Annotated in this window: 9 protein-coding genes; 4 read left to right on the top strand and 5 right to left on the bottom strand. The window is 74.0% G+C overall.

What is annotated here, in order from left to right; translation table 11 throughout:
• A partial coding sequence (locus IRQ30_RS22945) for an MFS transporter (protein ID WP_227468017.1) occupies positions 1 to 1,314 on the top strand: 1,314 nt, incomplete at its 5' end.
• A gap of 19 nt (positions 1,315 to 1,333) precedes the next feature.
• On the opposite strand, the gene IRQ30_RS22940 is transcribed toward IRQ30_RS22945, so the two are convergent.
• Entirely contained in the window at positions 1,334 to 1,729 is a 396-nt protein-coding gene (locus IRQ30_RS22940; protein WP_193610818.1) for a cold shock domain-containing protein, read from the bottom strand.
• 49 nt (positions 1,730 to 1,778) lie between these two features.
• Positions 1,779 to 2,393 (bottom strand): HAD family hydrolase, encoded by a 615-nt coding sequence (locus IRQ30_RS22935; RefSeq protein ID WP_338089834.1) that lies wholly within the window; start codon positions 2,391 to 2,393, stop codon positions 1,779 to 1,781.
• A 125-nt stretch (positions 2,394 to 2,518) separates the two neighbouring features.
• Here IRQ30_RS22935 and IRQ30_RS22930 point away from each other — a divergent pair, with 125 nt between their 5' ends.
• Positions 2,519 to 4,603 carry a S8 family serine peptidase gene (locus tag IRQ30_RS22930; RefSeq protein WP_193615135.1) on the top strand — a complete coding sequence of 695 codons (2,085 nt, stop codon included), beginning with the start codon at positions 2,519 to 2,521 and terminating at the stop codon, positions 4,601 to 4,603.
• 38 nt (positions 4,604 to 4,641) lie between these two features.
• Positions 4,642 to 4,776 carry a hypothetical protein gene (locus IRQ30_RS23960; RefSeq protein WP_264674255.1) on the top strand — a complete coding sequence of 45 codons (135 nt, stop codon included), beginning with the start codon at positions 4,642 to 4,644 and terminating at the stop codon, positions 4,774 to 4,776.
• 3 nt (positions 4,777 to 4,779) lie between these two features.
• On the opposite strand, the gene IRQ30_RS22925 is transcribed toward IRQ30_RS23960, so the two are convergent.
• The gene (locus tag IRQ30_RS22925) at positions 4,780 to 6,393 is read right to left on the bottom strand and encodes an AMP-binding protein (protein ID WP_193615134.1); all 1,614 of its coding nucleotides are present in this window, start codon (positions 6,391 to 6,393) and stop codon (positions 4,780 to 4,782) included.
• A gap of 128 nt (positions 6,394 to 6,521) precedes the next feature.
• Here IRQ30_RS22925 and lepB point away from each other — a divergent pair, with 128 nt between their 5' ends.
• Positions 6,522 to 7,247: a signal peptidase I gene (lepB, locus tag IRQ30_RS22920; RefSeq protein WP_193610815.1), complete on the top strand. Its 726-nt coding sequence runs from the start codon at positions 6,522 to 6,524 to the stop codon at positions 7,245 to 7,247.
• A 21-nt stretch (positions 7,248 to 7,268) separates the two neighbouring features.
• On the opposite strand, the gene IRQ30_RS22915 is transcribed toward lepB, so the two are convergent.
• Together IRQ30_RS22915 and IRQ30_RS22910 are read right to left on the bottom strand one after the other, a co-directional pair.
• Positions 7,269 to 7,676 (bottom strand): SRPBCC family protein, encoded by a 408-nt coding sequence (locus IRQ30_RS22915; protein ID WP_193615133.1) that lies wholly within the window; start codon positions 7,674 to 7,676, stop codon positions 7,269 to 7,271.
• Positions 7,673 to 8,128 (bottom strand): FHA domain-containing protein (locus IRQ30_RS22910; protein WP_193615132.1); only part of this gene is annotated, 456 nt, incomplete at its 5' end. The genes IRQ30_RS22915 and IRQ30_RS22910, both read right to left, overlap by 4 nt.

The raw sequence follows: 8,128 nt of genomic DNA, 5'->3' as shown, positions 1-8,128 counted from the left end.
CGGGTGACCGGCCGCGGCGTGCGGGGCGCCGCGCGGGTCACCGGCCGGGCCGGCTCCTTCACCGTGCGGCAGGCGCGCCGCGCCGCGGACGCGCAGGGCGCCGACAAGTCGGGCCTGTCGCGGCTGATCGAGCTGCACGCGTGCAACGCCGCCGCCGACGCCGCCGTCGTGATCTCGCTGGCTGGCACGCTGTTCTTCGCCGGGGCGACCAGCGACGCCCGCGGGCAGGTCGCGCTCTTCCTCGGCCTCACGATGCTGCCGTTCGCGATCGTGGCGCCGCTGATCGGACCGTTCCTGGACCGGTTCAGCCACGGCCGGCGCTGGGCCATGGGCGGCACCTTCGCGCTGCGCGGCTTCCTGTGCTGGGTGCTCGCCGACGCGGTCGCCAACGACTCGATCTGGCTCTTCCCCGCCACCCTCGGCGTGCTCGTCTCCTCCAAGGCGTACGGCGTGACGCGCGCCGCCGCGGTGCCTCGCCTGCTGCCCGAGGACCTCACCCTGGTCAAGGCCAACGGACGGGTCTCCCTGGCCGGCGTGGTCGGGGCCGGGGTCGCGGCGCCGTTCGCCGGGCTCGCCGCGACCGTGGGCGCGGAGTGGTCGCTGCGCTTCGCGTTCCTGGTCTTCGTGCTCGGGACGATCGCCGCGATCCGGCTGCCGGCCGAGGTCGACTCCAGCGCGGGCGAGCAGTCCATGACGATGCGCCGCACCGACAGCGAGGGCCGGCGCGGCACCCGGATCCCCTCCGCGGTGTCGTTCGCGCTGCGGGCCAACTGCGGGCCGCGCTGGCTGTCCGGCTTCCTCACCATGTTCATGGCGTTCCTGTTCCGCGACAACCCGATCGGCGACTACGCGCCGGAGCTGCTGCTCGGCATCGTGGTCGGCGGCGCCGGGCTCGGCAACACCCTCGGCATCCTGTGCGCGTCGCTGCTCAAGAAGATCAACCCCGCCGTCATGGTCGTGGTGGCGCTGCTCGCCGACGCGATCGTGATCGCCCTGGCGGGCGTCTTCTACGGGATCCTCATGCTCGCGCTCATCGGCATCACGGCCGGCCTCGCGCAGTCGCTGGCCAAGGTGTCGCTGGACGCCACGATCCAGTCGGGGGTGCGCTCGCAGGTGCAGGCCAGCGCCTTCGCGCGCAGCGACACGACCCTCCAGCTGGCCTGGGTCGTGGGCGGCTTCGTGGGCATCGCGATGCCGCTCCAGCCGCGGCTGGGGCTCGGGGTCGCGGCCGTCGTCCTGGCCGCCTGGGCCTTCTTCGTGCTGGCCAGCAGGCCCCGGCACGGTCAGACCGAGCCGGCCCCCACGCCGGTCTGACGCGTCGCGCCGCCCGGGCTCAGAGCTCGAGCTCGGCGGCCAGCGCCCGCAGCAGCTTGGCGGTGGGCTTGGCGGTGCGGGGGTCGGGGTGGCGACCGTGGCGGTAGCCCTCGCCGACGTCGTCCAGGAGCCGGATCAGGTCCTCGACGATCGTCACCATGTCCTCGGGCGGACGGCGCTTGGCGTGCTGCTGGTTGCGCGAGACCGAGGCGGGCGACTCGAGCACCCGGACCTGCAGGGCCTGCTCGCCGCGCCGGCCCTGGGCGATGCCGAACTCCACGCGGGTGCCGGGCTTGAGGCTGGTGGTGCCCTCGGGCAGCGCGTCCGTGTGGACGTAGACGTCCGGACCGTCCTCCTGGGACAGGAAGCCGAACCCCTTGCCGGCGTCGAACCACTTCACCTTGCCACTGGGCACGGTCCTACCTCTCTCGGGCACGCCCGGCAGATCCGGGCGACGTCGAAGACTAAGCCATGTGGGAGTCGAGCCACGACGGGAAATCCCGCAGGTCGTCGAGCACCACGTCGGTGCCGGCCTCCAGCAGCTCCTCGCGGGTGCAGCCGCCGGTCGTGACCGAGACGCTGAGGACGCCGGCAGCCCGGGCGCCCTCGACGTCGTGGACGTGGTCGCCGACGTAGACCGACGCCCCCTCGCGGCGCAGCGCGTCGGCCTTGCCGACGCCCCACACCCATCCCTCGAGGACGTCGACGTCGAGGTCGAGGTGGTCGAGGTGGAGCTGGGCGTTGCGGGTGAACTTGCCGGTGACCACGACCGTGCGCCCACCGTGACGACGTACGGCGGCCAGGGCCTCGTGGGCCCCCGGGAGCACCGGCACCGAGTCGATGGCGTGCGCGGGGTAGAGCTCGCGGAACCGGTCGCCTGCCGGACCGATCGCCTCCTGGTCCAGGTGGCCGGACAGCAGCGTCTCCAGCGGAGGGCCCAGCCGTCGAGTCATCTCCGCGACCGGGAAGTCGACGCCGAGCTCGGCGCCCAGGGCGCTCAGCACCGCCCCGAACCCGGGCACGGTGTCGATGAGCGTCATGTCGAGGTCGAAGCCGACGACGAGGGGTGAGGCGGGCACGCGACCACGGTAGTGGCGCCACCAAGGTGTCACGTTTGGGGTTCCTGGGACAGAATGGGTCCCTTGTCCAGGTCCGACCAGGGGGCACCGTGACACGAGCAGCACGAGGCGGAGGCCGGCGCAGCGTGCGCCTGGCCCTCCTCGCCGCGCTCGCGGGCACCACCCTGGCCGTCCTCGCCGCGCCCGGCACGTCGGCCGCGGCCCCCGAGCGGGACTCCCCCGGCGCGCTCCACCTCGTGACCCTGCGCGGCCCCGGCAGCGCCGGAGCCGCCGCAGCCCCCGCAGAAGTGGCGTCCGCCGAGACCAGGATGCGCGCCGAGCAGGACCGGGTCCTGGGCACGGTCGGCGCGCCCGAGCCGGTCTACCGCTGGACGACCGCCCTCAACGGCTTCGCCGCCACGCTCACCTCCGAGCAGGCCGACCTGCTCGCGGCCGACCCGCGCGTCGCGCTCGTCGAGCGCAGCACCGTTCGTCGGCTCACCTCTGCGCCGCCGGCCCCGGCAGCGCCGCCGGCCTCACGGCGTGCGTCCGGCGGGCGCGGGGTCGTCATCGGCCTGGTCGACAGCGGCATCGACCCGGAGGGCCCCCTCTTCGCGGCCGTCCCGCAGCTGGGCCGGCAGGCCCCGGGCTTCGACGGCGCCTGCGAGGGCGGCGAGGCCGCCCCGGAGTGCACCGGCAAGCTGGTCGGCACCCGCTGGTACGTCGAGGGGTTCGGCGCCGACGGCGTGCGCAGCGACGCCCACCTCTCGGCCCTCGACGACGACGGCCACGGCACCCAGATGGCGGCGATCGCCGCGGGCAACGCCGACGTCGACGCGCGCGTGCACGACCTGCGCCTGGGCCGCTACAGCGGCGCCGCGCCCCAGGCCCGGCTCGCCGTCTACAAGGCGTGCTGGACGGCCCCCGACCCGCGCGACGACGGGTGTGCGGCCGCCGACCTCGTGGCGGCGGTCGACCAGGCGGTGCGCGACGGCGTCGACGTGCTCAACCTCGCGGTCGACGGCCCCTCCCGCATCGACACCGTCGAGCTGGCCCTGCTGGGCGCCGCCGAGGCCGACGTCGTCGTGGTCGCCGCGGCCGGCAACGACGGCACCGCCGCGCACCCGAGCCCGTGGGTCACCACCGTCGGCGGAACGCTCGGCGCGCGACCCCGCGGCACCGTCGACCTGCCGGACGGGCCTCGCCTGGACGGGGCGATGGTCGCCGGTCGGCGCTCACCTGCCGCCCGCCTGGTCCTGGGCTCCCGGGCCCGGACGCCGGACGCCGACCGCCGCTCCGCGCGCCGGTGCACGCCCGGCAGCCTCGACGCCGCAGCCGTCGACGGCCTCATCGTCGTCTGCGACCGCGGGGGCGTGGGCCGCGTCGACAAGTCCCAAGCGGTCGCCCTGGCCGGCGGGGTCGGCATGGTCCTGACCAACGTGCGCCGCGGCTCGACCGACGCCGACTTCCACCGGGTGCCCACCGTCCACCTCGACCGCCCGGCCGCGAGGTCGCTGAAGCGGTGGCTGGCAGGTCATCCCGCTGCCCGCGTGGTGCTGCGGCCCTCCGGCACCGTCCGCACGCCGCCGCGCGTGGCCGGCTGGTCCGGCGCCGGCGACCCCGCCACCGGGATCGTCAAGCCGGACCTGGTCGCTCCCGGGGCCGGCGTGCTGGGGGCGGTCCCCCCGCGCTCGGACGGCGCGCGGTGGGACTTCGTGACCGGCACGTCCGCCGCGACGGCCGCCGTCAGCGGCGCCGCCGCCGTGCTGCGCAGCCGCCACGACTGGTCGGCCACCGAGGTCCGGTCGGCCCTCGCGACGACGGCCGCACCCGTGCGTCGTACGTCGGTGCCGCGGGCGGGCGCCGGGCTGCTCCGGCCGGGCGCCGCGGAGCGACCCGGGCTGGTCCACGCGCTCGACCCGTCGCGCTACCGCCCCTGGTGGACCGACCGGCGTACCCGCCTCAACACGCCCTCGGCGGTGCTGCGCCGGGGCGAGCGGACCACCACGCGCACGGTGACGAACGTCGGCCGGCGCACCTTCTACTTCTCCTCCTCGGCACGGGGGTTCTCGAGGCGACACGTGTGGGTGACGCCCGCGGCCCTGCGCCTCGAGCCGGGTGAGACCGGCACCTACACCGTGCACGCCACCGGCCGCGGCCGCGACGACGGGCACGTGGTCTGGCGCGGCGCCGGCGGCACCACCACCCGGGTCCCCGTCGTCCTGCGCTGATCGCGGTTGCGCGCGGGCGACGGGGGTACCGGACCGGCATGAAGCTGCTACGAGGTGCTGCCGCCGTCGGGATCGCCAAGAAGGTCTACGACGAGGCCCGCAAGCCCCACAACCAGGCCAAGATCAAGTCCGCCGTCGAGAAGGCGCGTGCGCGCCGCAACCGCAAGCCCTGAGCCTCACAGCCCCAGCTCGCGGGCCGTCTCCTCGCGCATCTGCACCTTGCGGATCTTGCCGGTGACGGTCATCGGGAAGTCCTCGACCACAAGCACGTAGCGCGGGATCTTGTAGTGGGCCAGGCGCCCGCTGGCGTAGGCCCGCACGGCGTCCGCGTCGAGCGGCTGGGCGCCGGCGCGCATCTTCACCCACGCGCAGAGCTCCTCGCCGTACTTCTCGTCCGGGACGCCGATCACCTGCACGTCCTCGATGTCGGGGTGCGCGTAGAGGAACTCCTCGATCTCGCGGGGGTAGATGTTCTCCCCGCCGCGGATCACCATGTCCTTGATGCGGCCCACGATGTTGCAGTAGCCGTCCTCGCGCATCTCCGCCAGGTCGCCGGTGTGCATCCAGCCGTCGGCGTCGATGGCCTCGGCGGTCTTCTCGGGGTCCTCCCAGTAGCCCAGCATCACGGAGTAGCCGCGGGTGCACAGCTCGCCCGTGACGCCGCGCTCGACGGTCTCCCCGGTCACCGGGTCGACGACCTTGATCTCGACGTGCGGGTGGACCCGCCCGATCGTGGAGGTACGCCGCTCGAGGTCGTCGTCGGCGCGCGTCTGGCACGACACCGGGCTGGTCTCCGTCATGCCGTAGGCGATGGAGACCTCGGCCATGTGCATGTCGTTGACGCAGCGCTTCATCACCTCCACCGGGCAGATCGAGCCGGCCATGATCCCCGTGCGCAGCGAGCTCAGGTCGTGCTCGGCGAAGGTGGGGTGGCTCTGCATGGCGATGAACATCGTCGGCACCCCGTAGACCGCCGTGCAGCGCTCGTCGGCGATGGTGCGCAGCGTCGTCTCGGGGTCGAAGCCGGGGCCCGGGATGACCATCGTCGCGCCGTGCGTCGTGCAGCCGAGGTTGGCCATCACCATGCCGAAGCAGTGGTAGAAGGGCACCGGGATGCACAGCCGGTCGTCGGCCGTCAGGTTGATCAGCTCGGTCGTGAAGAAGCCGTTGTTGAGCAGGTTGCGGTGGCTCAGCGTGGCGCCCTTGGGGTAGCCCGTGGTGCCGGAGGTGTACTGGATGTTGATCGGGTCCTGCGGCGACAGCATCGCCGCGCGCTCCGCCAGCGCGTCGTCGGGGAGCGCCGTGCCCTCGGCGACCAGGTCGGCCCAGTCGTCGGTGTCGAGGTAGACCACCCGCTCGAGCCCGGGGCACTGGCCGCGCACGTCGTCGACCATCGCGCGGTAGTCGCTGGTCTTGAAGCGCGAGGCCGCGACCAGCATCTGCAGCCCGGACTGGTTGACGGCGTAGGCCAGCTCGTGGGTGCGGTAGGCCGGGTTGACGTTGACCAGCACGACACCGGCCTTCGCCGCGGCGTACTGGACCATCGTCCACTCGGCGCTGTTGGGCGCCCAGATGCCGACCCGGTCGCCCTTGCCCATCCCCGCCGCGACCAGGCCCCGGGCGAGGTCGTCCACGTCGCGGTCCAGCTCCGCCCAGGTCCACCGACGCCCGCTCGCGACCTCGACCAGCGCCTCGCGGTCGGCGTACGTCGTGGCGGTGCGGGTGAAGCTGGCTCCGATGGTCTCCTCGAGCAGCGCCGGCTCGAGCTCTCCCTGGGCGTAGGACTCCATGCCCTGAACCTACGACGAACGACGTTGCCGCGGGGTTGGGGCCTGCTTCTCCAGCGTGTGCGCCCGCGTGTGCGCCGTCTGTCCGGCGTGTCCCCGACGGCTGTGGAGCGCTGGCGTAGGGTCCATCCGTGCCCGAAGCCGACGCCCCCGAGGAGCCCGCGAAGCGCAAGCTCCCGCTGTGGCTCGAGACCGTGGTCCTGCTGACGGTCGCCGTCGTGCTGGCCCTCGTCATCAAGACGCTGTTCGTCCAGGCGTTCTACATCCCGTCGGCCTCGATGAAGCCCGGCCTGGTCGAGAACGACCGGATCCTGGTGCAGAAGGTGTCGTACTGGTTCGGCGGCTCCCCCTCGCGCGGGGACGTCGTGGTCTTCGAGGACCCGGGCGGGTGGCTCGACGGTCTCGCGCCCGAGCCGACCAGCCCGCTGGTCAAGGGGCTCACCAAGATCGGGCTCTACCCCAGCGGCGGCCACCTGGTGAAGCGCGTCATCGGCGTCGAGGGCGACACCATCGTCTGCTGCGACGAGGAGGGCCGCCTCGAGGTCAACGGCGTGGCGCTGGACGAGGACGAGTTCATCAAGCCGCAGAAGTGCGACGGCCCGATGCCGGGTCCCGCCTGCGACTGGACGGCCGGCCCGGTGCCGGACGGCGAGATGTTCGTGATGGGCGACAACCGCAACGAGTCGGCCGACTCCTCGGCCCGGCTGTGCGTCAACCGCGGGCCCAAGTGCGACGACAGCTTGGCGTTCGTGCCGGTCGACCTCGTCGTCGGCAAGGTCTTCGCCCTCGTGTGGCCGCCGGGCCGCGCGCACTTCGTCGGCCGTCCCGACGTGTTCGAGGACGTCCCCGCGGGCTGACGGCGGCGCCGCGTGCGGCGCTCAGGCCCGCTCGGCGGCGACGACCAGGGCCTCCATGGCCACCGGCGCGTCGGCGGTCACCATCGGGCCGATGTCGTCGGCGCCCGGTCCCTCGATGGTCGTCGTGACGGTCACCTCGGCACCGTCGGGCGTCGGCCGTACGACGTGGTCGATGCGGATCACCAGCTCGCCCATGGTCAGCCGGTCGAGGTAGCGGCTGCCGGGCACGACGACGTCCAGGGTCACCGGGACCTCGATCGGGCCGGTGAGGGTCATGGTGCCGGTGGCGCCCTCGACGAAGGCCCCGTCGAGGGCGACCGCCTGGACGGCGGGGTCCCAGTCGGGCCAGGTGTCGGTGTCCGACCACAGCGCCCAGATCTCGGCCGGGTCGGCGGTCGTCGTGACGGTGCGCTCGTAGCGGAAGGTCATGCGGGCTCCACGGTCATGCTCCGGTCTCCGAACCGCACCGTGTCGCCGGCGAGCAGCGTGGTGGGGCGGCCCGCGGTGAGGGCCTTGGAGACACCCTGCCGCACGACCACGGATCCGTTGGTGGATCCCCGGTCCATGACGACCAGGGCGCCGGCCGGCGTGGTCTGGAACTGCGCGTGCGTCTTCGACAGCGACATGTCGCTGGAGCGCAGCGGCACCAGGTGGCTGACCGACTCCCCCGGCCGCGCCTCGGGACGGCGCCCCACCAGCGCGAGCCCCTCCACGACGAAGGTCTCGCCGGTGTCGAACGTGACCCGCCAGCGCGGCACCGCGGACCCGTCGGGCACCAGCGGGGGGCCCAGCTGCGAGATGCGGGTGGCGGCCGCGGCGGGGGCCGGCGGAGGTGCGGGTGCTGGCGCGGGCGGCGGTGTGGCCGCACGCGCGGGGGCGGG

Origin of the sequence: Nocardioides lijunqiniae (assembly GCF_015024225.1) — a bacterium.
Lineage (GTDB): Bacteria > Actinomycetota > Actinomycetes > Propionibacteriales > Nocardioidaceae > Nocardioides > Nocardioides lijunqiniae.
The sequence above is the reverse complement of the archived record's forward strand: the minus strand, read 5'-3'. Positions and strand labels throughout refer to the sequence as shown.